Annotated in this window: 17 protein-coding genes, 1 other RNA gene and 2 pseudogenes; 9 read left to right on the top strand and 11 right to left on the bottom strand. The window is 56.4% G+C overall.

What is annotated here, in order from left to right; genetic code table 11:
• Positions 1-36: 36 nt before the first annotated feature.
• The 5 genes from ffs to JCM17844_RS10625 all read left to right on the top strand — a co-directional run bounded on the left by ffs (position 37) and on the right by JCM17844_RS10625 (position 3454).
• Positions 37-131: signal recognition particle sRNA small type (ffs, locus tag JCM17844_RS10605), an RNA gene on the top strand.
• A 189-nt stretch (positions 132-320) separates the two neighbouring features.
• A complete protein-coding gene (locus JCM17844_RS10610) occupies positions 321-2114 on the top strand; it encodes a DNA polymerase III subunit gamma/tau (RefSeq protein WP_150000936.1) in 1794 nt (597 codons plus the stop codon).
• The gene (locus tag JCM17844_RS10615) at positions 2111-2434 is read left to right on the top strand and encodes a YbaB/EbfC family nucleoid-associated protein (protein WP_150000937.1); all 324 of its coding nucleotides are present in this window, start codon (positions 2111-2113) and stop codon (positions 2432-2434) included. The genes JCM17844_RS10610 and JCM17844_RS10615 overlap by 4 nt, the downstream gene beginning before the upstream one ends.
• A 42-nt stretch (positions 2435-2476) precedes the next feature.
• Positions 2477-3061: a recombination mediator RecR gene (recR, locus tag JCM17844_RS10620; protein WP_150000938.1), complete on the top strand. Its 585-nt coding sequence runs from the start codon at positions 2477-2479 to the stop codon at positions 3059-3061.
• A 15-nt stretch (positions 3062-3076) separates the two neighbouring features.
• The gene (locus tag JCM17844_RS10625) at positions 3077-3454 is read left to right on the top strand and encodes a DUF2237 family protein (RefSeq protein ID WP_150000939.1); all 378 of its coding nucleotides are present in this window, start codon (positions 3077-3079) and stop codon (positions 3452-3454) included.
• Positions 3455-3526: 72 nt separating this feature from the next.
• Here JCM17844_RS10625 and JCM17844_RS10630 read toward each other — a convergent pair whose 3' ends face one another.
• The 3 genes from JCM17844_RS10630 to JCM17844_RS10640 all read right to left on the bottom strand — a co-directional run bounded on the left by JCM17844_RS10630 (position 3527) and on the right by JCM17844_RS10640 (position 7703).
• Positions 3527-5410: a TonB-dependent receptor domain-containing protein gene (locus tag JCM17844_RS10630; protein WP_210431822.1), complete on the bottom strand. Its 1884-nt coding sequence runs from the start codon at positions 5408-5410 to the stop codon at positions 3527-3529.
• Positions 5310-6518 (bottom strand): TonB-dependent receptor plug domain-containing protein, encoded by a 1209-nt coding sequence (locus JCM17844_RS10635; protein ID WP_210431823.1) that lies wholly within the window; start codon positions 6516-6518, stop codon positions 5310-5312. Before JCM17844_RS10635 ends, JCM17844_RS10630 begins: the two co-directional genes overlap by 101 nt.
• 390 nt (positions 6519-6908) lie before the next feature.
• Entirely contained in the window at positions 6909-7703 is a 795-nt protein-coding gene (locus tag JCM17844_RS10640; protein ID WP_150002227.1) for an MlaA family lipoprotein, read from the bottom strand.
• Between the two features lie 235 nt (positions 7704-7938).
• On the opposite strand from JCM17844_RS10640, the gene JCM17844_RS10645 reads away from it, so the two are divergent.
• From JCM17844_RS10645 to metH, 3 genes and pseudogenes are all read left to right on the top strand, one after another.
• Positions 7939-8904, top strand: coding sequence for an ArsR/SmtB family transcription factor (locus JCM17844_RS10645; protein WP_150000943.1), 966 nt, complete (start codon positions 7939-7941; stop codon positions 8902-8904).
• Entirely contained in the window at positions 8901-9824 is a 924-nt protein-coding gene (gene metF / locus JCM17844_RS10650) for a methylenetetrahydrofolate reductase [NAD(P)H] (RefSeq protein WP_150000944.1), read from the top strand. Before JCM17844_RS10645 ends, metF begins: the two co-directional genes overlap by 4 nt.
• Positions 9825-9857: 33 nt before the next feature.
• Positions 9858-13621: pseudogene (gene metH, locus JCM17844_RS10660) on the top strand (methionine synthase).
• A 76-nt stretch (positions 13622-13697) separates the two neighbouring features.
• Here metH and arsC read toward each other — a convergent pair.
• Positions 13698-14045: an arsenate reductase (glutaredoxin) gene (gene arsC / locus JCM17844_RS10665; RefSeq protein ID WP_150000946.1), complete on the bottom strand. Its 348-nt coding sequence runs from the start codon at positions 14043-14045 to the stop codon at positions 13698-13700.
• 129 nt (positions 14046-14174) lie between these two features.
• Here arsC and JCM17844_RS10670 point away from each other — a divergent pair, with 129 nt between their 5' ends.
• On the top strand, positions 14175-16802 hold the full coding sequence (locus tag JCM17844_RS10670) for a M14 family zinc carboxypeptidase (protein ID WP_150000947.1): 2628 nt from the start codon (positions 14175-14177) through the stop codon (positions 16800-16802).
• 79 nt (positions 16803-16881) lie between these two features.
• Here the strand turns inward: JCM17844_RS10670 and JCM17844_RS10675 are convergent, their stop codons facing one another.
• The 7 genes and pseudogenes from JCM17844_RS10675 to secA all read right to left on the bottom strand — a co-directional run bounded on the left by JCM17844_RS10675 (position 16882) and on the right by secA (position 25875).
• Positions 16882-17709 carry a ferritin-like domain-containing protein gene (locus tag JCM17844_RS10675; RefSeq protein WP_150000948.1) on the bottom strand — a complete coding sequence of 276 codons (828 nt, stop codon included), beginning with the start codon at positions 17707-17709 and terminating at the stop codon, positions 16882-16884.
• Between the two features lie 133 nt (positions 17710-17842).
• On the bottom strand, positions 17843-18283 hold the full coding sequence (gene atpC, locus JCM17844_RS10680) for an ATP synthase F1 subunit epsilon (protein ID WP_150000949.1): 441 nt from the start codon (positions 18281-18283) through the stop codon (positions 17843-17845).
• 106 nt (positions 18284-18389) lie between these two features.
• Positions 18390-19838, bottom strand: a complete 1449-nt coding sequence (atpD, locus tag JCM17844_RS10685; RefSeq protein ID WP_150000950.1) for a F0F1 ATP synthase subunit beta — start codon at positions 19836-19838, stop codon at positions 18390-18392.
• A gap of 46 nt (positions 19839-19884) precedes the next feature.
• Positions 19885-20778 carry a F0F1 ATP synthase subunit gamma gene (locus tag JCM17844_RS10690; RefSeq protein WP_150000951.1) on the bottom strand — a complete coding sequence of 298 codons (894 nt, stop codon included), beginning with the start codon at positions 20776-20778 and terminating at the stop codon, positions 19885-19887.
• 23 nt (positions 20779-20801) lie between these two features.
• A pseudogene (atpA, locus tag JCM17844_RS10695) lies at positions 20802-22330 on the bottom strand (F0F1 ATP synthase subunit alpha).
• A 2-nt stretch (positions 22331-22332) separates the two neighbouring features.
• Positions 22333-22890 carry a F0F1 ATP synthase subunit delta gene (locus JCM17844_RS10700; protein ID WP_150000952.1) on the bottom strand — a complete coding sequence of 186 codons (558 nt, stop codon included), beginning with the start codon at positions 22888-22890 and terminating at the stop codon, positions 22333-22335.
• Positions 22891-23130: 240 nt separating this feature from the next.
• Entirely contained in the window at positions 23131-25875 is a 2745-nt protein-coding gene (secA, locus tag JCM17844_RS10705) for a preprotein translocase subunit SecA (RefSeq protein ID WP_150000953.1), read from the bottom strand.
• Positions 25876-26012 lie beyond the last annotated feature (137 nt).

Genomic DNA, 26012 nt, shown 5'->3' on the forward strand with positions numbered 1-26012 from the left:
TCTTGCATCATAAAGCGGAAACACGCATATAGCACATGGGAGCCGGTGCGGACGAACCTTTCGCCAATCCGGTCAGGTCCGGAAGGAAGCAGCCGTAACGAATTCGGTCCGGGTCGTGCCGGTTCCCACCTGATAAAATCATCAAAACAAGACAAGGTCCGTTTCAGCAAGGAAGCGGGCTTTTTTATGAGAAATCGGGGCCACGCACCTAAAAAACACGAAAATGCCATGGAAGACTTGCCTTGATCCGGCCACGCTATGGCATAGTGTGCGCCCATGAGTGAGTCGCAATTTTCGGATAAAATGAAGGTCACATCCGCATGACCGATGGTGCCACCCCGTACCGCGTTCTGGCGCGCAAATATCGCCCTCAAACCTTTGATGCCCTGATCGGTCAGGAAGCCATGGTCCGCACGCTTGGCAATGCCATTGCCGCAGGTCGGCTGGCCCATGCCTTTATTCTGACAGGGGTTCGAGGCGTTGGCAAAACCACCACGGCGCGGCTGATCGCCCGGGCGCTCAATTGCATCGGCCCCGATGGCACAGGAAGTCCTACCACCAATCCATGCGGACAATGCGATCCCTGCCGGGCCATTGCCGAATCGCGCCATGTGGATGTGATGGAGATGGATGCCGCCAGCCGTACTGGCGTTGATGATATTCGGGAGATCATCGACGGCGTGCAATATGCCCCGGTTTCCGCACGCTATAAAATCTACATCATCGATGAAGTGCATATGCTGTCGAAAAATGCCTTCAACGCCTTGCTCAAAACCCTTGAAGAGCCGCCAGAGCACGTCAAATTCCTGTTTGCCACCACGGAAATCCGCAAGCTCCCCGTGACCGTTCTGTCGCGTTGCCAGCGATTCGACCTGCGCCGTGTGGATGCCGATGCCTTGGTGGCGCATCTGATGGGCATTTGCGAAAAAGAAGAGGCAAAAGCGGATACGGAAGCGCTGGCCATGATCGCCCGCGCCTCCGAAGGCTCGGTGCGCGATGCCTTGTCCTTGCTGGACCAAGCCATTGCCCATGGGGCAGGCACGGTGGATGCGGCACAGGTGCGCGACATGCTGGGTCTGGCCGACCGGGCGCAGGTTCTGGACCTTACCCGCTCTGTGATGGCCGGAAAACTGCCCGAAGCATTGGCGATACTACGTGGCCAATATGATCTGGGCGCCGATCCGGCGGTGGTTTTGTCAGACATGCTGGATAGTATTCACTGGCTGACACGGCTCAAGATCGCCCCCGAAGCCGGTGAAACGGCCGCCCCGGAGGCGGAGCGCACATTGGGCGCGGAAATGGCGAAAACACTGTCCATGCCGCATCTGACGCGCGCATGGCAAATGCTGCTCAAGGGGCTGGATGAGGTGCGCATGGCCCCCACCCCCATCGCCGCAGCGGAAATGGTGTTGATCCGGCTGGCTTATGTGGCCGACCTGCCCAGTCCGGCAGAGCTGATCAAATCCCTCAACAAATCAGCGCCAAGCGGCCATATAACCGCCACATCCGGTGCCGCACCGGCAGGTGTCGGCCCCACCGCACAAGGCTCCCCGGACACACAGCCTACAAGCGCCTTGGCACACAATCAGTCCGCCCCCACCCTGTCCGGCGGCGCGCAAATTCTGGCCATGCGCCCAGATAGCGAAGACGAAACCGGCGCAGACACTCCCAAGCATCCGATGCCGACGGATTTTGTCGGGCTGGTCAGGCTGTTTCATCTGGAAAAAGAAGCGGTCCTTGCCACCATGTTGAAGGATCGGGTGCGACTGGTAAGCTACCGCCCCGGCTGCATCACGGTCAGTGTGGATGAAGATGCGCCCCCCGATCTGGCGCGCCGGGTGCAGGCTTGCCTGAAGCAATGGACCGGGCAGGATTGGCAGTTTGTCATCAGCCAGCAAGCGGGCGAAGCCTCGCTGCACGAGAAAGAACTTGCACATAAAGCACGGGTGCGCGAGGAAGCGCTGCGCGACCCGCTGGTCGTCGCCGTGATGGACGCATTTCCCGGCGCACGGCTGGCAGAGGTGCGCGAACCCTCGGATCTGGCGGCAATGGCCGCATCCGAAACCCTGGCGCTTTTAGAAACGGATGCCGAAGGCGAGGAGATCGACCAATGAAAAATCTGGGCCAAATGCTGAAACAGGCGCAGCAAATGCAGCAGAAAATGGCGGATATGCAGCAAGCGCTGGATGCCATTGAAGTCGAAGGCCGCTCTGGCGGTGGTCTGGTGGTGGTGCGCCTGTCGGCCAAAGGCGATCTGCGGGACGTAAAGATCGACCCGTCGCTTTTGAAGGCCGATGAAGGCGAGATTCTGGAAGACCTGATCAAAGCCGCCCATGCGGATGCCCGCGAAAAAGCCCAGGAACGCAGCCAGGAAGAAATGAAAAAAGTCACGGGCGGTTTGAACCTGCCCGAAGGCATGCAGCTTCCTTTCTAGGATCATGGCCATAAATCCTCTCCCCCCCGGCACGGCACGACCATCGGCATTGATGGCCTGATCGCTTTATTGGCCAAATTGCCCGGCCTTGGCCCGCGCTCGGCCCGCCGTGCCGTTTTGCAACTGATCAAAAAACGCGAAAGCCTGATGCAGCCATTGGCGCGGGCACTGGCAGATGTGGCCGACAGTATTCGCATCTGCGGCACCTGCGGGAATGTGGATGTGCAAGATCCCTGCGCCATTTGCTGTGATCCAAAACGCGATGCCGGTCTTATCTGTGTGGTGGAAGATGTATCCGATCTTTGGGCCTTGGATCGCGCAGGATTGTTTCGGGGCCGTTATCATGTTCTTGGCGGCACGCTTTCGGCCCTTGACGGGATAGGGCCAGACGATCTGAATATCGGGCCTTTGGTTGACCGGGTGCGCGAAGGCGACATACGCGAAGTGATTTTGGCGCTCAATGCCACAGTGGATGGCCAGACCACGGCGCATTATATAACGGACCGACTTGGGGCCTTGAACATTGATGTGACAGCCCTTGCCCATGGATTGCCGGTGGGCGGTGAACTGGATTATCTCGACGACGGCACCTTGGCCGCCGCCATGAAGGCGCGGCGCAAATTCTGATAGAAAGGCGTTTCCATGGACATGGAAGATCCGGTCAATGTGTTGGGCGGACAATTGGCAGACTGTGGCCGCGATCCAGTGACCGGCTTCTTCCGTGATGGCTGTTGCAACACCTCAGACGAGGATATGGGCAGCCACACGATCTGCGTGGTGATGACAGCAGACTTCCTCGCTTTTTCAAAGGCGCGCGGGAACGATCTGTCCACGCCCATGCCGCAATTCGGCTTTCCCGGCTTGAAGCCCGGCGACCGTCGGTGCCTGTGCGCCGCACGCTGGCAAGAAGCGTTTGAAGCCGGCATGGCCCCAAAAGTGCGGCTGGATGCCACCCATGAACGGGCCTTGGACATTGTCCGCCTTCCCGACCTGATCCGGCACGCCATCGACCTGCACTGACACAGCCTTTGGAACAAAAAACGGCGGGACCAAAAGGCCCCGCCGCAGACATTTGTTTCCAGATGAAGATGCCTAGAACTTCACATTCACCTGTGCGTACCCAAAGCGGCCCGGCACATCATAAAGCGTGGCATCAAAGCCATTGAGGGCACAGGACACGCATTCGGGCGGATCGGTCTGGAAGATATTGTTGATGCCGACAGTCAAGCCGATACGGTCATCAAACATTTCCGGACGCCATGTGGCCTGAAGATCGCCATAAATCTTCGAGCTGAGATTGTTGGTGGCATTGTCCGGATCGGAACACAGGCTGCTCAGATCCGAAATACCGCCCGCCGAAACGCCGAAGAGGGAATTGGGGCAGGTTTCGGTGATGCCATCGATATAGCGAGCCGTGAAATTCACCGTCACCGTGTTAAAGCTCCAATCCAGATTGGCTTGGATACGCCATTCCGGCCAGCCTTTTTCCGGATCGCCCTGTTCGGTCCCTACACGTTCGATCGTGGTGGTGCCGGTGGCTGTGGGAAAGCTTTCTTCGTAATTGTTCACCCACGTGGCCAGGATATTGGCATGGAACTGGCCAAAATCCGTATTGGGGGAATTATAATCCATGGAGAAATCCAGCCCATCGGTTTCAATGCCGCCGATATTCTGGAGCTGGATATTAAGCCCGTTGATCGCCCCGCCTGCCGTGCGCGAGATCCCCGAGCACAAAACGGGGTCAAGCGTTGCAACGCAACCATTGAGCTTCACCTCCGGATCGATGGCCTGAATGGCACCATCGATATCGATGTTCCAATAGGTCAGCTCGAACGTCATGCTTTCCACACCGGCAATATTTGCGGCCCATTGAGGGCTGTAAACACTGGAAATGCTCCAGCTATCCGATGTTTCCGGCTCCAACTCCAGATTGCCGCCTACAGTTGCGGAAATTTGCGAATTCAACTGTTCGAAACTGCCATCGGCTGGCACGCCAAGGGCAATACAATTGGCCTGAATCTCTGGCGGTGCGGCATTGCCGGTGGTGCCAAGGAAATCAGAGCACGGATCTTCCAAAGTAGCATCAAAACGGGCAGCGGCCCCGAACAGTTCACCGATGCCGGGGGCGCGCAAGCCCTCGGAATAACTACCGCGCAAAAGGAAGTCTTCGGTCATCCGCCAATTAAGGCCAGCCTTCACCGTGGTATTGCCGCCAAAAGTGGAATAATCGGAATAGCGCGCCGCGAACGAGGCTTCCAGATATTCAAACATTGGCGCGTCGGCCAGAATTGGCAAAACGATTTCGCCGTAAACCTCATCCACATTGAAGCCACCCTGCGTGGGGGTGGAGGGCACACCGGCACTTTCACCGGCAACTACAACCGCATCGGGCTGGAAGAAGCCTTCACGCTTTCTGTGTTCCACGCCCCCGGCAAACGCCACCCAGCCAGCGGGCAGTTTGAACAGATCGCCAGAAATATTAGCGGTGAAATCAAACAGTTCGGATTCGCTTTCATCCTTTTGTACGAAGGTCACGAAATCCAGCATTTCCTGAGTGATAGAACCGGTGCCGTCCGGCCCTTGTCCCCCGAAGAAATTGAACGGTACGCATCCATTGATACTGGTGCCATCAGAATTGAGGCATTGATCAATCGGCCCCAGAGCCTGTTTCAGCTTGGCGGAATTGAACGCGCCGAATTTGCGCTGGCTGCCCCGGCTTTCCGAGAAGGTGGCGTGCATATCCCAATAGAACTTGCGCTCTTCAAAGGTGAAGTCGCCCTTCAAGCCACCATTCAGATACCATGTATCCACATTCTGCTCAAAGATACGCGGACCGGCTTCAAGAGGCCGTCTACCGGCAAAGACAAAGCCGGTTTCAGCACTCAGCGTTTGGCCAAAGGGGTTGAACGGATTGGTGGCATCCACCGTGATGGTATCCATCAGATTGCCATTCCCCGCATCGGGGCCGATGAACAAGTTCGGGTGCCGCCTGGTTGGTGGATTCCCGGTTGTTGAACACCGCCTTCATCTCAAAGATGACATTGTCGGTCAGATCATGTTCGATATTGGAAAAGAAGCTGATCCGCTTATTGGGAGTGGCGACCAGATTGAACTGGGAGAAATTGAAGCGGTCGGCGGTGGCAAAATTATGAAAATCCAACGAGCCGGGATTGGCTGGATCGAAGCCCGCCAGATTGCCAAGCCCGTTCAACGCCCCATCATTAAGGGTAATATCGGCGGTGATGGGATTGCCATTGACGTCCAAAGCCCCGGTGCCAAAGATAAAGCGACCCTGCGGCGTGCCCGAAGAACAGCCCGGCGTACAGGCACCCACGCCGGGGGTGGGGAAGGTGGCGATGTCGCGGTCTGTGGCGCGCACCGCGCTGGCCTTGTTATAAGTCAGGTCAAAGAACATGCGGGTCCGCTCGCCCTGCGTCCCGAAGGACAGCGAATATTCCTGCGTTTCACCGTCTCCTTCATTCAAGAACATGCCGCCATAGGCAGAAGCTTCAAAACCGTCCAGATCACGCTTGGTGATGATATTAATGACGCCGGCAATGGCATCGGAGCCGTAAATCGCCGAGGCACCATCTTGCAACACTTCGATGCGTTCGATGGCATTGGTAGGCACAGTGCCCAGATCCACCGCGGAAGAGACGCCAGAGCCAGAGGTTTCATTCACCCAGCGCTGACCATCCACCAGAACCAGAACGCGCTTGGGGCCAAGGCCGCGCAGATCCGCTTGCGTCGATCCCGCGCCAATACCGCCACCATCAGGCGGAAAGCCGAAATTCCCCGAATTGTTGAACTTGCTGTTAAAGGTGCCGTTGGATTGCGGCAGCCTTTGTAGAAAATCTCCCACATTGGTCAGGCCGCTTTTGTCAATATCTTCGGAGCTGAGATTGACAATAGGCTGCGCTGAATTGAGCGGTGAGCGACGGATGCGCGAACCGGTGACGATCACTTCTTCAATCACCGTCTCATCGCTATCAGATTGCTGTTGGGCCATGGCCGGTGCGGTGGCCGCGATGGCCATGGCGGCCGAGCTGCCCATGAGCAGCAGATGATGCGCGTGCTTTTTCATTATAATCTCCCTGAACAGATTCAGCAGCCGCATTGGCTACGAAAAAAACTGTAACAAATTCAGCGAATCCGTGCGGGAAAATTTAGGTTAATCTTGGGTGTACTAAACATTAGGTATAGGAAGCTATCGGCCATTTAATGCCGTGCAATTCCTTTGCCTCTCTCGCTTTTTGAGAAGGAAAAACAGACAAGGCATGAAAAATGCGCATGGTCTTTGGTTTGCTATGCTGGACCCACCCTTGCGTTTTCTGCTTAGACTGTTGCCGCATAGACACAGCGTTTACAGGCCCCTCGCATCACGGAGGGAGGCAAATGAAAACCCCCGGCCACCTTATAGGAGCCGGAGGTTTATAAAGGCACTGCCCTGCAGTCAGGCGATCAGCCCTTTAAATTATTGCGGGAAATCACCGAAATCCTGTTCGAACAGATCTTCTTCTTCCTGCGATTGTTCGGTCTTACCATTGGAAATTTCATATTTGCGGCGTTGGCGGAAGGCTGAACGGGCAAAGGCATAAGGATCATCGGCTTTCATCAATTCCTTGATCACACCCCAATTGCGGTCGCGCGCTTCGATCACCCCACCGGCTGTCCAGCCGCGCTTCGCCCATTTCTTATCGGCAATATCAAGACCAAGGCCCACCGGCTCGGACAATGTATCGCCAATGAACCCCACAGTATCGCGCGGATTGGTGGGGCCGATAATGGGCAACACAAGATAGGGGCCATCGCCCACACCCCACACCGCCAGCGTTTGGCCGAAATCTTCATCCACATGATCGATGCCAAAGGCCGTGGCCGGATCGGCAATACCGCCAATTCCCAGAACCGTGTTGGCCAAGAACCGTTTGGTGGCAATGCCAGCGCGCCCCGGTTCGCCCTGCAACAAAGAATTAATGATCACCAGCGGCATTTTGGCATTGGTGTAGATATTGGTCACCGCCTGACGGAAAGGATCGGGAACGATGGTACGATAGACCCATGTGATGGGCTGCAAAATCACCGTATCCAGCGCGCTGTTCACCTTCCACATGGCACGGTTGAAAGGTTCATAAGGGTCGTTTGCCTCTTCATAAGCAGCCAATGCTTCTGGGTCACTTTCCGGCGGACGCGTGGCACAGGCAGCAACAGAAACAATGAGAAACAGCGCAAAGACGCCACGGAACAAAGAAGCAAGGATCGGTTTCATAAACAGAATGGCTCCCGGAAGGGCTGACATTTTGGGGGATGGACCCAAAGAATCAGGCCCCAAGCGCCTCAGACTTAGCAGAAAGAAAGCGCTTTGCTCAACTATGACAAAGGCTCGTCTCGTGAATTTGATGAGACGAACAAGCAATATTGCAGCGCAAAAAATCATTTACGAGACATAAAGATATGTTTATATAAGATCACCAGACGATCATTACCCAAGGACCAGACCCGCCATGGATGTTATTTTATCTGCTTTACGCGCTGCCGGAGAACCAACCCGCCTGCGCATCCTTGGGCTTTTGGGGCATGGGGAGCTGACAGTGACGGAATTGACGCAGATTCTGCGGCAAAGCCAGCCCCGTGTATCGCGGCATTTGCGGTTGTTATCGGAAGCCGGTTTGCTAGACCGGTTCCGTGAAGGAGCGTGGGTGTTTTACCGCATTGTGGAAAGCGGCCCGCAGGCCTATCTGGCCCGCACCATCGTCGATCTGCTGCCCGAAGACGATATGGAACATCAACGCGATCTGGAGCGGCTGGGCGATGTGCGAGAAGCCCGCGCCGAAGCGGCGGCGGCCTATTTCCGCGCCAACGCCCCCCATTGGGACAAGATTCGCTCGCTTTATGTACCGGAAGAACAGGTGGAAAAGCGGATCTTGTCGGTTCTCGATGATGTGCAGGTGAACGATCTTTTGGACATCGGCACCGGCACCGGCCGTATTTTGGAAGTGTTTTCCCGCCATATCAAACGCGGCTTGGGCATTGATCTGTCGCCGGAAATGTTGACGGTGGCCCGCGCCAGTCTCGCCGCCAAGGATCTGGCCCATTGTCAGGTTCGGCTGGGGGATATGTATGATATTCCCTTGGCCAATGAGAGCATGGATCTGGTGATCCTGCATCAGGTTTTGCATTTCGCGGAAGATGCGGCATTGGCGCTGAAAGAGGCCGCGCGGGTCTTGCGCCCCGACGGGGTTGCGCTGATTGTGGATTTCGCTCCCCATGACAATGAAGATCTGCGCGATGATCATCAGCACCGCCGGTTAGGCTTTGCCGATGAAGAAGTGTCGCTATGGGCGCGGGCCGCAGGGCTTGGCACCACCGCCATCGAGCATCTGGACGGCGGTGAACTGACCGTTACCCTGTGGCGCTTGCGCAAAACCGCAGCCGGCCAACAGCCCAAAAGTCTGGAACTGGTCTCATGAGTCAGCTTCGCAGCCTTTCCCCGTCCTTGTTTGCCGATCGCCTTGCGGATACGGACGTATCGTTCGAGTTTTTCCCGCCCAAATCCGAGGCCATGGAAACCCGCCTGTGGGCGGCGATCAAAACCCTTGAACCCTTGGCACCGCGCTTTGTCTCGGTCACCTATGGTGCGGGCGGTTCCACCCGCGAGCGCACCCATAACACCGTGCGGCGGCTGATCCGTGAAACCACACTTGCGCCGGCGGCGCATCTCACCTGCGTTGATGCCAGCCGCGAGGAAATCGACACCATTGTGCGCGATTATCGTGACAGCGGCGTGCGCCATATCGTTGCTCTGCGCGGCGATGCGCCTGACCCCAGTAAAGGCTATCAACCAACGCCGGGGGGCTATGCCAATGCCGCCGAACTGGTTGCAGGCATCCGCGCCATTGGCGATTTTGAAATTTCCGTGGCCGCCTATCCCGAATGCCATCCGGAATCCGCCTCGCTGGTGGCGGATCTGGATAATCTCAAACGCAAGGTGGATGCGGGCGCCACCCGTGCCATCACCCAGTTCTTTTTCGAGGCGGACCAGTATTTCCGGTATCTGGATCATGTCCGTTCTTATGGCATCGATGTGGAGATCACCCCCGGTATTCTGCCTGTGACCAATGTGAAGCAATTGAAGCGCTTTGCCGATGGATGCGGGGCCAGTGTGCCGCGCTGGATGGCGGATTTGTTCGAAGGGCTGGACGACCTGCCGCAAACCCGCGCCCTTGTGGCGGCAACGGTGGCGGCGGAAATGTGTCGGCGCTTGCAGGCGGGCGGCGTCAACAGCTTTCATTTCTACACATTGAACCGCGATGAACTGACCTATGCCATCTGCCATATGTTGGGCATCCGGTCTTCCACCCATGGCACATCCCAGGAAAAGGCCGGATAATGAATGCTGTTTCAAAAACACCGCCCGTGCAGGATGCGGCACAAGCTGCGGGATGTGGCGCAAAAGCGTATTCTGGTGCTGGATGGCGCCACCGGCACCATGATTCAATCTTATAAGCTGGAAGAAGCCGATTATCGCGGCAGCCTGTTCGCCGCATCTATGCGCGATCAAAAAGGCAATAACGACCTTTTGTGCCTTACCAAGCCCGATATCGTGCGCGACATCCATGAAGGGTTTTTAAGGGCCGGGGCCGATATCATCGAAACCAACAGCTTTAATGGCACCCGCATTTCCCAAGCCGATTACGGCATGGAAGATCAGGTGGAAGCGATCAATCTGGCCGCCGCCCGTCTGGCCCGCGAAGCCGCCGATGCGTGGACGGCGAAAACACCCCATAAGCCGCGATTTGTGGCCGGTGCCATTGGCCCCACCAACAAAACCCTTTCGGTATCGCCGCGCGTCTCCGAACCGGGCTACCGCGATGTGGGCTTCGATGAAATGAAGGATGTTTATAAACAACAAGCCCAAGCCCTTCTGGAAGGCGGGGTCGATCTTTTATTGATCGAAACCATTTTCGATACGCTGAATGCCAAGGCGGCATTGGTGGCGGTAGACGAATTAAACGAAGAACGGGGCTGCAAAATTCCGGTGATTCTGGCCGTCACCATCACCGATCTGTCGGGACGCAATCTATCGGGCCAGACGGTGGAAGCCTTCTGGCATTCGGTGCGCCACGCCCGGCCCTTGGCTGTGGGCATGAATTGTTCTTTCGGGGCCGATCAATTGCGCCCCCATGTGCAGGCACTGGCCGCCAATGCCGACACATTGATCTGCGTTTATCCCAATGCGGGCCTGCCAAACGATATGGGCGATTATGATGAATGTCCCGACCATACAGCAGGCTCTTTGGAAGCTTCGCCAAGGATGGTCTGGTGAATATCGTTGGTGGCTGTTGCGGCACCACACCCGAACATATCGCCGCCATCGCCAAGGCTGTGTCCGATAAAGCACCGCGCCAAGTGCCCAAAGGAGAGGCCCGCCTGCGCCTATCGGGATTGGAACCCATGACAGTCTGATCGCCTGAAGTCCTGTCAAAAAGCCCCTTTCCACCACTCTCGACCCATTTCACAGCCGGAAATTTCATGCCCCCGCCAATCGCACAATTCATCAATATCGGCGAACGCACCAATGTTACCGGATCGGCGCGCTTTAAAAAGCTGATCATGGCCGGAGATTATGAGGCCGCCTTGGATGTGGCCCGCAGTCAGGTGGAAAATGGGGCGCAGATCATCGATGTGAATATGGACGAGGCCATGCTGGACAGCGCCGAGGCCATGACCATCTTCCTCAATCTGATCGCCACCGAGCCCGATATCGCCCGGGTGCCCATCATGATCGACAGTTCCAAATGGTCGGTGATTGAAGCAGGTTTGAAATGCGTGCCCGGCAAGGCCATCGTCAATTCCATTTCCCTGAAGGAAGGCGAAGCCCCCTTTCTGGAGCAGGCCCGCATCATCCGTCGCTTTGGCGCGGCCGCCGTGGTGATGGCTTTCGATACGGACGGACAGGCCGATACGGTGGCGCGTAAGGTGGCCATTTGCGAACGGTCCTACCGCTTGTTGACCGAAGCCGGATTCCCTGCCGAAGACATCATTTTCGACCCCAATATCTTCGCCGTGGCCACCGGAATCGAAGAGCATAACCCTTATGCGCAATATTTCATCGAGGCCACCCGCCAGATCAAAAATCTCTGCCCCCATGCCAAAATCTCCGGCGGTGTCTCCAATGTGTCCTTTTCCTTTCGCGGCAATGATCAGGTGCGCGAAGCCATGCATTCGGTGTTTTTATATCATGCCATCAAGGCGGGCATGGATATGGGCATCGTCAATGCCGGACAATTGGCGGTTTATGACGATATCGATGCCGAACTGCGCCAACGGGTAGAGGATGTGATCCTCAATCGCCGGGAGGACGCCACCGACCGCTTATTGGAGATCGCCGAACGCTATAAAGGCGGTGGGAAGCAACGCATCGAGGATGTGAGCTGGCGCGAGGCAGAGGTGGAAAAACGCCTTGAACATGCGCTGGTGAAAGGCATCGACAAATGGATTGTCGAGGACACCGAAGAAGCCCGGCAAAAGGCCGAACGCCCCATCCAGGTGATCGAAGGGCCGTTGATGGACGGCATGAATGTGGTGGGCGACCTGTTTGGCTCGGGCAAAATGTTCTTGCCGCAGGTGGTAAAATCGGCGCGGGTGATGAAAAAAGCCGTCAGCCATTTATTGCCCTATATCGAGGCAGAAAAAACCCAGGGCAAAGGCGGCCCCAAAGGCCGCATCCTGATGGCCACGGTGAAAGGCGATGTGCATGATATCGGTAAAAACATCGTTGGGGTGGTGCTTCAGTGCAATAATTTCGAGGTGATCGATCTGGGCGTGATGGTGCCTTGGCAAGATATTCTCGATCGGGCACGCCAGGAAAAGGTGGATATGATTGGTCTGTCAGGCCTTATCACCCCGTCTCTGGATGAAATGGTAACCGTGGCCGAAGAAATGGAACGGGCCGGCCTTGATCTACCTTTGTTGATCGGCGGGGCCACCACCTCGCGCATGCATACGGCGGTAAAAATCGCACCCGCCTATTCCGGGCCGGTGGTGCATGTGCTGGATGCCTCGCGTTCGGTGGGGGTGGCGGGCACGCTGGTATCTGACACGATGCGCGATGCTTATGTTGCGCAAACCCGCACCGATTATGACGACATCCGCGAAAAGCGTCTGGCACGGCCCAAGGCCGACCGGCTGATTTCATTGGATACCGCGCGGAACAATAGAGCAGTGATCGACTGGGAAGGCTATCAGCCACCCCGCCCCAAATCTTTAGGGCGTGTGGTATTTGACGATTTTCCCCTGTCTGATCTGGTGGAGCGCATTGACTGGACGCCCTTTTTCCGCACATGGGAACTGGCAGGCACCTATCCCGGCATTTTGAAAGATCCGGTGGTGGGTGAAGCGGCGCGGTCCTTATTTCAGGATGCCCAAGACATGCTGGCGCGCATTGTAAAAGAGCGCTGGTTGAAAGCCCGTGGCGTCTGCGCCTTCTGGCCTGCCAATGCAGATGGTGACGATGTGGTCCTATGGACCGATGACAGCCGCACCCAAGAATTGAAGCGCGTGCATTTCCTGCGCCAGCAACAGCAAAAACGGGGTGATCGGGCCAATGATTGTCTGGCGGATTTCATCGCACCAAAACACACAGGTCTGGCCGATTATATGGGCGGCTTTGCCGTCACAGCGGGCTTGGGGATTGAAAACAAACTGGCCCGGTTCAAAGCGGCCCATGACGATTATTCGGCGATCTTGCTAAAAGCGCTGGCGGACCGGCTGGCAGAAGCCTTTGCCGAACGGCTGCATGAACGGGTGCGGCTGGATCTTTGGGGCTATGCCGCCGATGAAACACTGAGCAATGAAGACATCATCAAGGAACGCTATCGTGGTATCCGCCCGGCACCGGGCTATCCCGCCTGCCCCGATCATTCGGAAAAACCGGCGCTGTTTGATCTTTTGGATACATCGGAAGCCACAGGCATCCATCTGACCGGAAACTTCGCCATGATGCCCGCCGCCAGCGTATCAGGTTATTATTTGGCTCATCCCGACAGCCATTATTTCGGCATCGGCAAGCTGGGCCGCGATCAGGTGGAAGACTATGCGGCGCGGCGCGGTGTCTCTATGGAACAGGCGGAAAAATGGCTGTCCCCCAATCTGGGCTATGAACGGACGCGCACAGTTCGCACATAAATGAACGGGCAACACCGCGCCCGCCCATGCCAATCCATGAAGCCAATCCGCGATGGCGGACTGGTGGAAAGGGTGCTTATAAAATCTCCAACACCTGCTCGGGCGGGCGGCCCAAAGCGGCCTTGCCTTGATGGAACACCACCGGACGCTCGATCAGCTTGGGATGAGCCATCATCGCCGCCACCAGATCGGCATGGCTTAAAGCCGGGTCGTCCAGCCCCAAATCTTTATAAAGGGCTTCACCGCGCCGCATCAGATCGCGCGGGGCTTTTCCCAATAATGTCAGGGCCTGTTCAATATCCTGTGCCGTCGGGGCGTTTTCCAGATAGAGCTGGATTTCGGGATTGATGCCTTGCTCTTCCAAAAGCGCCAAAGTCTGACGGGATTTTGAACAGCGGGGATTGTGCCAGATTTTGGTGGTCATAAGCGCACTCCTTCAAGGTTGAATATGCCCTTTCTAACGGCATTCTCCAAAAGCGTGCAAGGCTTGGCAGAAAGAGGCTTTGGCGGCTAGGCTATGGGCCTGGGGATATAAATCAAAGGGGCCGCCCATATGTACCGAACCATCACCACCATCGTCGCTTTGCTGTTTGTTTTTACCGGGCTTACAACCCATGCAGAACCCATCGGCTATTTCACACCCGATGATGTCACCTATGATCCGGCCATCCCAACGCCAGAGGCTTTCTTACGCCATGAATTGGGCGCGCAGCCGGTACGCCATGACCGGATGGTCGATTATCTGCGCACTGTGGCGGGTTTGTCTGACCGGATCAGCATTGAAACCATCGGCTATAGCCATGAAGGCCGCCCCATCGAGTTTCTGGTGGTCACAAATCCTGAAAACCATAGCCGGCTTGAAGACATCCGCACCCGGCATGTGGCGCTCAGCAATCCCGATAGCGGCATACAGCCCAATGACAGCATGCCGGTGGTCACATGGCTCAATTACGGGGTGCATGGGGCGGAATCGTCTGGCATGGATGCGGTGATACCAGTGGTTTACCATCTGGCAGCGGCCAAGGGCGAGGCCATTGAGAACACCTTGTCCCAAAGTGTGATCCTGATCACCGCCATCTTCAATCCCGATGGCCATTCGCGGCGCATCAACCATGTCCTGAAATTCATGTCCGATGTGCCGGTGACAGATCCAGCGCATGCGGCCCATGATTTATGGATCGATGCCCGCACCAATCACTATTGGTTCGATCTCAACCGTCAATGGCTGTTGCAAACCCAGCCCGAAGCACAGGCATGGCTCTCCAAATGGCATCAGTGGAAACCCAATGTGACGGTGGATTATCATGAGATGGGGTCCAATTCGACTTACTATTTCCACCCCGGGGTGCCCAATCGCAAAAACCCCCTGATCCCCGACCGCTCCCGCCAATTGCTGAAAGATATGGCGCACTTCCATGCCAAAACGCTGGACCGCGACGGCACGCTTTATTTCACCGAAGAAGGCTTTGATAATTATTATATCGGCAAGGGCTCCACATATCCCCATATCAACGGCTCGGTAGGGATTTTGTTTGAAGCCGGCGCGGCGCGCGGCGGGGCCATCGAAACCCCCAATGGGGTGCGTCATTATGCGGCCAATATCCGCAAGCATTTCCGCACCTCTTTGTCCTCCATAGAAGGGGCGCGCAGCCTGGCCCCGCGGCTTTTGGACAATCAATACAGCTTTTTCCAGGAAGCCAGAGAACAGGGCCAGAAAGATGATATCCGCGGCTGGGTGTTTACCTCCCCGGACAAAGCCCGGCTGGCGCATTTCCTTGATCTTCTGGAGCGCCATCAGGTGCAAGCCTATGCCCTTGCCCGCGATGTCACGGTGGACGATCACAGCTTTCAAGCCGGGGATGCCTATCTGGTGCCCGTGGCACAAGCGCAATATCATATGATCAAAGGCCTGTTTGATCGGGTCCGCAGCTTCAAGGAAGCGATTTTCTATGATGTCTCCGGCTGGACGCTGCCTTTGGCCTATGATCTGGATTATGCGGCCCTGAATAAAAAGGCGTGGCGCACTGACCTTTTAGGCGATGAAGCGCAGGCGCAAATGGCATGGCCCCGCGCCGAAGCGCCGGATCGCGCCTCTTATGGCTATGTGTTTTCCTGGGAAGATTATTATGCACCAAAGGCACTGAACCGGCTATTGGCCGCAGGGGTTCATGTGCGCGGCGCCATGGAGCCTTTTTCCGTCCTGACCAGCAAAGGCGAACGCCACTTCCCGCGCGGCGCCTTGTTCGTGCCTTTGGCCGGTCAGGATGATGTGGATGCGGACAGCCTTTATGAGCATGTGACATCTGTGACCCGGATCGAGGGCATCCCTGTTCATGCCGTCACATCGGGCCTTACCCCGACCGAAGGTGCCGATCTGGGCGGGCGCAGTTCGTTCCAATCGCTCAGCACCCCCCATGTGGTGCTGGTTTTTGATGATGGCCTGTCGAAATATGAAGCGGGAGAGGCATGGCATCTTTTGGACAAGCGCATGCAGATCCCCGTCACCTTGCGCGCCAAAAGCGATCTGATGGGTCTCGATTGGTCACGCTATAGCCATATGGTGCTGCCCGGCGGGCGGGCGGCTTTGAACAGCCGCAGCACCAAACGACTGGAGCAATGGATCAAGGAAGAGGGCGGCACGCTGATCGCCCTGCGCCAAGGGGCCACATGGGCACAACAGGCCCTGCTGAACAGCGGTGGAAACGCCAAGGGCAAAGACAAGGCGCAAGCACCCAAAACATCACAGCGGACGGATTATGCCGATTATGATGTAGAAGAAGCCAAAGACGTGATCGGCGGGGCAATTTTTGCCAGCGATCTTGATATCACGCATCCTTTGGGCTTTGGCTATCAGGATCGGTTGCTCCCCAGCCATCGCAACACCACACTTGTATTGGCCACTCCCCAAAATCCCTATGCCACCATTGCCCGTTACCTGGAAACATCGCCCATTCTTTCCGGCTATGCTTCCGACAAGCGTCTGGCGGAAATTGCCGGATCACCCATGATGGTGGCCGAACGGCTGGGCCGCGGCACCGTGATCCTGTTTGCCGACGATCCCAATTTCCGCGCCACTTTTCTGGGCACCAACAAGCTCTTTTTGAACAGCCTGTTCTGGTCGAAGGCCTTTCGCGCACCAAGAAGCAATGGCGACGAGGAAGAAAACGCCCTCGCCCATTAAGAACGGGCATAAGCCTTTCAAAACAAAGCACAAGGGCGGTGCCATGATAAGCGCCGCCCTTGTTCATGAAAAGCAGGTGTCAGGCGGCTTTGGCCAGCCGGTCGCGCCGCCAGCGCACAAAATGCCAACTGGCACCGGCGGCCAGATTGGCGAAGCGGCCATTGGGATTGAAATCGGCGGCGCGCAGGATCATGCGGGCGGCATTTTCGATATGCGGGCGTTGATAAAGGCTCATCGCCCCGCGCCAATAGGCCTTTGCATTGTCGCCGGTGTTATAAACGGCATCGGGATTTTTGGGCAGCACATTGGCGGCGAACCACGCATAGGACAGCTCATCATCTTCGGCTTCTTGCACCCGGCCGATGGCCACCTTCAACCGCTCCCACAGGCTGAGCTTGTCGCCGGATTTATAGCGCTGCAGATGCTTTTGGAACAATTGATAGTGGAAAAATTCATCAATGGCGATGCGGCGGCAAACCTCTTTCAACACCGGTTCTTCGCTGGCATCGCGGATGGCGGAATAAAAAGAGGACGTACCCGATTCCACCACACAGCGGGCGATCAATTCCCCGGCATGGCTGCCGCGCACCGATTGTTCCGCCCCCAAAGGCAGGGAATAGCCTTTGCGGAACAGCGCAAGGCTTTCCTCGAAGGAAAAGGACGGATCGGCGATTTCCGCCCAGCGACCAAGGGCAGCCCCATGCTGCGCTTCTTCCACGCCCCATTGACGCGCCGCATCTTTAAAGGCCTCGTCATGGGAAAAAACATTGCACAAATAGGTCACATAATCGGCGGAATTGGCCTCCACCAGCGCCGCCGCCTTCACCACGGCCAGCAAGGTTGGCGACAATTTCGTCGCATCGAACTGATCCCAGTCAATCGACTCCAATGTCCATTTTTGCGCCATTGTTTCTGTCTCGATCCTTTTTAAAAGCTGCCCGCATAAAGACGGCTGCTCAGCACAGTTGTTCCAAAAACAAAAAAGCCGCGCCAAGGCACGACTTTACTGCCCAATCGGGCCAAAGGTCAAAAGGAACACATTACGCGAAGCAAAGCCGCTTTTTTGACCGCTCAAGCCTGACGGATAATTTCCCGCAAGGGGCCCATCCATGCCAATTTGGCTTCAGCCGCTGAAGCGCCAGCGCGTCTTTCGCCAGCTCCAGATCTTCGGTGGCATTCTTGATGTCTTGATCAAGCTGTGCCGCATCCACGGTATCAAGGTCGATGCTGTCTTCCGCCAGAACCACGATCCCTTTGGCATTCACCTCCACAAAACCGCCTTTCAAGAACAGTTTTTTGGGGGGCTGACTTTCGTCTTCAAAAACGGAAATCATACCGGGACGCAAAGTGGACATGAAAGGAGCATGGCCGGGCAGCACACCGAATTCCCCTTCCGAACCGGGCACGATCACATGCGCGGCTTCCACGTCCATCAACAAACGCTCAGGGCTTACCAATTCGAAATGTATTTGTTCCGCCATAGCGGCCACCTCCTCGATGTGCCTTTCTTCGCACAGGGCGAAGAAAGGCGATCGTCACATCATGTCTCCCGAATGGCGCCCGAAAACTTGCGGACGCCACCGGTCATTAAGCTGCTTCAGCGGCCAGCTTACGGGCTTTCGCCTTGGCATCTTCCAGCGTTCCAACCATGTAGAACGCGGATTCAGGCATATCATCGCATTCACCATCCACGATGGCCTTGAAGCCCTTGATGGTGTCTTCAAGCTGCACGAACACGCCCGGGAAGCCGGTGAAGATTTCTGCCACATGGAAAGGCTGCGACAAGAACCGCTGGATTTTACGGGCGCGGGCCACGGTGAGTTTGTCTTCTTCCGACAATTCATCCATGCCCAGAATGGCAATGATATCCTGCAAGGATTTATAGCTTTGCAGAACGCGCTGCACATCGCGGGTCACTTGATAATGCTCTTCACCGATAATGCGCGGGTCAAGCATACGCGACGAGGAATCCAGCGGATCCACCGCCGGATAGATGCCCAGTTCGGCAATGGCGCGGTTAAGCACCGTGGTGGCATCCAAATGGGCGAAAGATGCAGCAGGGGCCGGATCGGTCAAATCATCGGCGGGCACATAAATGGCCTGCACCGAGGTGATCGATCCCTTGTTGGTGGAGGTGATGCGCTCTTGCAGAGCTCCCATATCCGTGGCCAATGTCGGCTGATAGCCCACAGCGGAAGGAATACGGCCCAAAAGCGCCGACACTTCCGAACCCGCCTGCGTGAAGCGGAAAATATTATCGACGAAGAACAAAACGTCCTGACCTTCCTGGTCGCGGAAATATTCCGCCATGGTAAGGCCGGACAGCGCCACGCGGGCACGGGCTCCCGGCGGTTCGTTCATCTGGCCAAAGACCAGCGCCACTTTCGATCCTTCCGAGGTGGGATTGCCGTCTGCGTCTTTGGCAATAACCCCGGCGTCGAGGAATTCATGATACAGATCGTTGCCTTCACGGGTCCGCTCACCCACGCCGGCAAACACCGAGGTGCCGCCATGGCCCTTGGCGATATTGTTGATCAATTCCTGAATCAGCACGGTCTTGCCCACGCCGGCACCGCCGAACAGACCAACCTTGCCGCCCTTGGAATAAGGAGCCAGCAAATCCACGACCTTAATGCCAGTGACCAGAATTTCCGTATCCGTGGATTGATCCACAAATTCAGGGGCAGGGGCATGGATGGGAGCCGTGGCCTTGGCATTCACCGGGCCGCGCTCATCCACAGGCTCACCCACCACATTCATGATGCGGCCCAATGTTTCCGGACCAACCGGCACGGAAATCGGACGACCGGAGCTGGTCACTTCCTGACCGCGCACCAACCCGTCGGTGCTGTCCATGGCAATGGTCCGCAGGATATTTTCCCCCAGATGTTGCGCCACTTCCAACACAAGCCGTGTGCCATGATTGTCTGCTTCAAGGGCGGTCAGGATTTCGGGCAGGTCGCCATCGAACTGCACGTCCACCACGGGGCCGATGACCGATACAATACGGCCCGTATTCTTGGTGCTCTTTGCCATCTCTTCTCTCTCCTCGCGTTCCCGCAACGGATTGCCTGTGCTTGTCTCAGAGCGCCTCTGCGCCCGAAATGATTTCGATCAGTTCCTTGGTGATCACAGCCTGACGGGTCCGGTTATACTGGATGGTCAGACGGTCGATCAGATCTCCGGCATTGCGGGTCGCCGCATCCATTGCCGTCATCCGCGCGCCCTGTTCAGACGCTGCATTCTCAAGAAGGGCCCGATAAACCTGCACGCTCACATTGCGTGGCAACAGATCGTCGAGAATTGCTTCTTCATTGGGCTCATATTCGTAAATCGCATCACCGCCCGCATCCAACAGACCATCTGCCTGATCCGCATCGGGCAATGGCACGGGGATGAGCTGCTGTTCGGTGGCGATCTGGGTCAGTGCCGACTGGAAGCGGGCATAGAACAACACCGCCACATCGAACACACCCTCATCGAACATCACCCGCACCCGCTCGGCAATGCGCGCTGCATCGGAAAAGCCCACATAACGGGTGCCGCCCATATCCACAGTATCAAGGATACGGTTTCCGTAAAAACGCTGTAGCTGTGCCCGTCCCTTACGACCAACGCACAGGATTTTCACATCCTTGCCTTCGGCCAGAAGGGCATCGATGCGCCGTTTGGCGGCACGTACGATATTGGTGTTGAAACCACCGCACAAACCACGCTCGGAGGTGGCGACCACCACCAGATAGGTCTGGTTCTGGCCATTCCCCACAAGCAAGGGTGAGGCGCCGGGCAGATTGGCCACCGATTGGCCAAGCGCACCCATAACTTTATCCATGCGCTCGGCATAGGGCCGTGCGGATTCTGCGGCTTCCTGCGCTCGTTTGAGCTTGGAGGCCGCGACCATCTTCATCGCCTTCGTGATCTTCTGCGTCGACTTGACGCTGGCGATGCGATTTCTGAGATCCTTGAGGCTGGCCATTGCTGTCCCCTATCGGACGTCGATTAAGCGAAATTGCCCGAGAAGCTGACGAGAATCGATTTCAGTTCGCTTTCGATCGCATCGGTCAACTTCTGCTCAGTACGGATTTTCTCAAGCAGATCGGCATGTTTGGAGCGCATCTGGGTGAGAAATTCAGTCTCGAAACGGGTCACTTGATTGGCAGCAACCTTATCCAGATAACCGCGCGTCCCTGCATAGATGGACACCACCTGCTCTTCCACCGGCATCGGTGAATATTGCTTCTGCTTCAAAAGCTCGGTCAGGCGCTGGCCACGATTCAGCAATTGCTGGGTGGATTTATCCAGATCCGAGCCAAACTGCGCAAAGGCTTCCATTTCACGATACTGCGCCAGTTCCAGCTTCATGGATCCCGACACCTGCTTCATGGCCTTGATCTGGGCAGCAGACCCCACACGACTCACCGACAGGCCCACATTAATGGCCGGGCGAATGCCGCGATAGAACAGGTTCGTTTCCAGGAAAATCTGGCCATCGGTGATGGAAATCACATTGGTCGGAATATAGGCGGACACGTCACCGGCCTGCGTTTCAACGATGGGCAGCGCGGTCAATGACCCGGCTCCATGATCTTCGTTGAGCTTGGCGGCGCGCTCCAGAAGGCGGCTGTGAAGATAGAACACATCCCCCGGATAGGCTTCACGTCCCGGAGGACGACGCAGCAACAACGACATCTGGCGATAGGCCACGGCCTGCTTGGACAGATCGTCATAAACGATCACGCATGCATGCCATTGTCGCGGAAGAACTCACCCATGGCGCAGCCGGTATAAGGCGCAAGGAACTGCAAAGGAGCAGGCTCGGACGCCGTGGCGGCAACAACGATGGAATAGTCCATCGCGCCATTTTCTTCGAGAGTTTTCACGATCTGGGCGACGGTGGAACGCTTTTGCCCAACGGCCACATAGACGCAATAAAGCTTTTTGGATTCATCATCACCGGCATTTACCTGCCGCTGATTGAGGAAGGTATCGATGGCAACGGCGGTTTTACCGGTCTGACGGTCACCGATGATCAGCTCGCGCTGACCACGGCCCACAGGCACCAACGCATCAACGGCCTTAAGACCGGATTGCATCGGTTCATGCACCGATTTACGCGGAATGATGCCCGGCGCTTTCACTTCCACGCGCTTTCTTTCGGCATCCACGATCGGGCCTTTGCCGTCGATGGGATTACCAAGGGCATCCACCACGCGGCCAAGCAACCCACGGCCCACCGGCACGTCCACAATGGTGCCCGTCCGCTTGACGGTATCGCCTTCCCGGATGTGCTGATCGGATCCGAAAATCACGATCCCCACATTGTCGGCTTCCAGATTGAGGGCCATGCCCTGCACACCACCCGGAAATTCAACCATTTCCCCGGCCTGAACATTGTCCAGCCCGTGGACACGGGCGATGCCGTCCCCCACCGAGAGAACCTGACCAACTTCTGAAACTTCGGCTTCAACACCGAAGCCTGCGATCTGGTCTTTGAGGACCTGCGAAATTTCCGCAGCACGGATGTCCATGGTCAAACCCCTTTCATGGCGCGTTCGAGACTGTCGAGCTTGGTGGCGATTGATCCGTCGATCATGCGGGAGCCGAGTTTGATGACAAGTCCGCCGATCAGCGACGGGTCCACATCCGCATTGATCGCCACATCACGCCCGGCAATCGACTTCAATTTGGCCTCCAAGGCCGTCATTTGTGTTTTGGTAAGCGCCCTGGCCGAACGGATATCGGCGGTCACTTCCCCTTTATGGGCAGCCTGCAGCGCCGCAAAATCGCGAATCGCAGGTGCAAGAGTGTTCAGGCGACGGTTTTGCGCCAGAACACCGAGAAATTTCATGGTCAAGGGCGACAGGCCCAAAGGCTTGGCAAGGCTCGCCACCATCGCACCTTGTTGGGTGCGGGTGAGAACAGGCGATGCCACCATTGCGGCAATATCGGCGCCATCAGCCATCAGCGCCTTCAATTTGCTCAGGTCGCTCTCAACGGTATCCAACGCGTCTTGTGCTTGGGCAAGCTCGAAGAGCGCCGTCGCGTAACGGCCGGACAGTCCGGAAACGATCGCTTTCTCTGCGGGCAAGGTCTTGATCCTTGTTGGGAAATCAGGGTCGTTCGGTTGTGGAAGCGATCTTTAGCGGGGTCCGTTTCCGGTCCGACCAATGGTCTTGCCGCCAAGCCGCTCCATAACCAAGCGCGCACCCCTTAGCACAGGGGTTTTAGAGGTGCAAGCAAGCGGCGGGCAATTCTTTCACAGATCTGCCTTGCCGGCCTGTTTTTAGAAGCAAAAGCACCGCCATCTGCACCGACCTGAAGAATAGCATCAAAGCACCCCGTGGCAGTGCTTATATTTTTTGCCAGAACCGCACGGACAAGGCGCATTGCGGGCAACCCGGCCCCAAGTCGCGGGATTATTGGGATCTACATCACTTGCCGCCTGACGCGCTTCCACCGTGCCACCCACATTCACCACCTGGGCAGATGCCCCCAAAGGTGCTTTCCCGGCGATCTGGTTCTGACCGGTATGGGGGTCAGGATGTTGGACGCTCATTTGTTTGGGCGGCTCCGGTTCGGCCGGGGCTTCGGGGCGTTGCAGTTCCACATGACTCAACATCTGGGTCACCGATTCGCGCACATGGCCAAGCATCGCTTCAAACATGGCGAAGGCTTCCGTTTTATATTCATTAAGCGGATTGCGCTGGGCCAAGGCGCGCAAATTCACCGCTTGCCGCAGATAATCGAGATTGGCCAGATGGTCTTTCCATTCCTGATCGATGATCTGCAATAGCAGGCTTTTTTCCACCTGCCGCCAAACATCCGGCCCATAGCGCGTGGCTTTTTCCGCCATAGCCCGCTCGCTGGCCATATCCAGCCGCTCGATCATTTTGGCCTGATCGATGCCTTCTTCCGCCGCCCAGTCGGCCAGTGGCAAAGTCAAAGAGAAAACCCGCTTCACCTCGACATCAAGACCTTCCACATCCCATTGTTCGGGATAGGCCTTGGGCGGGCAATGGGCGCCCACCAGCGCATGGACGCTTTCCTCGCGCATGGCCTTCACCGTATCGGCCACGTCCTCCACATCCATGATCTCGCGGCGCTGTTCAAAGATCACCTTGCGCTGATCGTTCATCACATCGTCGAACTTCAGCACATGCTTGCGCATTTCGAAATTGCGCGCTTCAACCTTTTCCTGCGCCTTTTCGATGGCCCGGTTGAGCCAGGGATGGACGATGGCTTCGCCTTCCTGAATGCCCAGCTTCACCAGCATGGCGTCCATGCGTTCAGGGCCGAAAATACGCATCATGTCATCTTGCAAAGACAGATAGAATTTCGAGGTCCCCGGATCGCCCTGACGGCCGGAACGGCCGCGAAGCTGATTGTCGATACGCCGCGATTCGTGCCGTTCGGTGCCCATCACATAAAGGCCGCCGGCTTCCAGCACCTTTTGCTTTTCTTCTTCCACCTCTTTGGTGATTCGGGCGATGGCTTCCTGGCGTTTTGCTTCATCGGTGATGTCGGCGGTTTCATCAGCAATGCGCATTTCCAGATTGCCGCCAAGCTGAATATCGGTGCCGCGGCCGGCCATATTGGTGGCAATGGTCACCGCGCCCAAGCGGCCAGCCTGCGCAACAATGCTGGCTTCCTGCTCGTGATAGCGGGCGTTGAGCACATTGTGCTTGACCTTGCTCTTTTTCAAAAGCGTGGAGAGAAGCTCCGATTTTTCAATGGAAACCGTGCCCACAAGCACCGGCTGGCCGCGCTCCCGACAGGCGCGGATTTCTTCCACAATGGCCTGATTCTTTTCATCGGCGGTGCGATAAAATTCATCATGCTCATCTTTGCGCTGTACCGGCCTGTTGGTGGGAATGGCCACAACATCAAGGCCATAGATTTCGGCAAATTCCGCCGCTTCTGTGGCCGCGGTGCCAGTCATCCCCGCAAGCTTGGGATACATGCGGAAATAATTCTGGAAAGTGATGGATGCCAGCGTTTGATTTTCCGACTGGATTTCCACCCCTTCGCGGGCTTCCACCGCCTGATGCAAACCGCCGGACCACCGACGACCGGCCATCATACGTCCGGTAAATTCATCAATGATGACCACCTTGCCATCCTTGACGATATAATCCGTATCGCGCTCGAACATTTTCTGGGCGCGCAAGGCCTGATCCACATGATGAACGATGGCGGTGTTTTCGTAATCGTAGAGATTCTCGCCCTTCAACAAATCATGCTCACGCAGAATCTCTTCAATACGCTCGGCCCCTTCTTCGGTGAGGGCAATGGTCTTGTTCTTTTCGTCTTTTTCATAATGCGTGTCATCAAGACGACGCACCAGACGATCGACCTTCAAATAAAGATCGGATTTATCTTCTGTGGGGCCGGAAATGATCAACGGCGTGCGCGCTTCATCGATCAGGATCGAATCCACTTCATCGACAATGGCGTAATTGAAGGGCCGCTGCACCATCTGGTCCAGCCGGTATTTCATATTGTCGCGCAGATAATCGAAGCCGAATTCATTATTGGTACCATAGGTGATATCGGCGGCATAGGCAGCGCGGCGCTGATCGTCGTCCAGATCATGCACAATCACCCCGACGCTGAGGCCAAGGCGATCATAAACCTTGCGCATCCAATCCGCATCGCGGCTGGCCAGATAATCATTCACCGTAACGATGTGGACGCCCTTGCCTTCAATGGCATTGAGATAAGCGGCCAGCGTGGACACCAGCGTCTTGCCTTCACCGGTTTTCATTTCCGAGATATCGCCATTATGCAGCACCATACCGCCGACCATCTGGACGTCGAAATGGCGCAGGCCCAACCCACGTTTTGCCGCTTCACGCACGGTGGCAAAAGCCTCGGCCTGAATATCGTCCAGCGTTTCTCCGGCTTTCAAACGCTCCCGGAACTGATCGGTGCAGGCACGCAAGGCCTCGTCGGACAATTTTTCAAAATCAGGTTCGAGCGCGTTGATGGCTGCAACTTTAGCCATCAGGCTTTTCACGATCCGGTCATTGCGTGACCCAAAGATCTTTTTGGCGACTGCGCCCAAACCTAACATGTGTAACCCCTTGAAAGACGGTGAGCCCATATGCCTCACAGCCATGCTGTTCTTTTGTGGGCACGATGTTTTAGATACACATCGCGCTACTTTGCTTGTGGAGATAAGCGGGCCATTTGAGCCTGTCAACCAAACCG

It is taken from the genome of Iodidimonas gelatinilytica, from assembly GCF_008579125.1.
Lineage (GTDB): Bacteria > Pseudomonadota > Alphaproteobacteria > Sphingomonadales > Rhodothalassiaceae > Iodidimonas > Iodidimonas muriae.